This is a genomic window from Staphylococcus sp. HMSC036D05 (assembly GCF_001836225.1).
GTDB lineage: Bacteria > Bacillota > Bacilli > Staphylococcales > Staphylococcaceae > Staphylococcus > Staphylococcus caprae.
Map to the genome: position 1 here is coordinate 106112 of NZ_KV827785.1, position 288 is coordinate 106399.

The 288-nt window shown below is 40.3% G+C and carries 1 protein-coding gene; it reads right to left on the minus strand.

Annotation, left to right across the window (positions count from 1 at the left end):
- On the minus strand, positions 1 to 288 hold a 288-nt coding region (locus HMPREF2580_RS11135), incomplete at both ends, for a putative Ig domain-containing protein (protein WP_141756901.1).

Genomic DNA, 288 nt, shown 5'->3' on the forward strand with positions numbered 1-288 from the left:
CGTATTTGTCTCACTATCAAATGTGACGCCGTCTGGTAAACCATTTACTTTATTTGTCACGCCTTGGCCACTATTATCTGTTGCTTCAATTGTTATTGAATCAATAGCTGTGTTGACCTCTTTGGTTTGGTCTTTGATAGCTGTCACCGTTGGTTTTGTCGTATCCACGACTTTAATCGTGAAGCTCGTTGTTGTTTCATTGCCTGATGCGTCTGTTGTTGTTATCACAATTGGATAGCTTCCCACTTTTGTTGGCGTTCCACTAATCGTATTTGTCTCACTATCAAA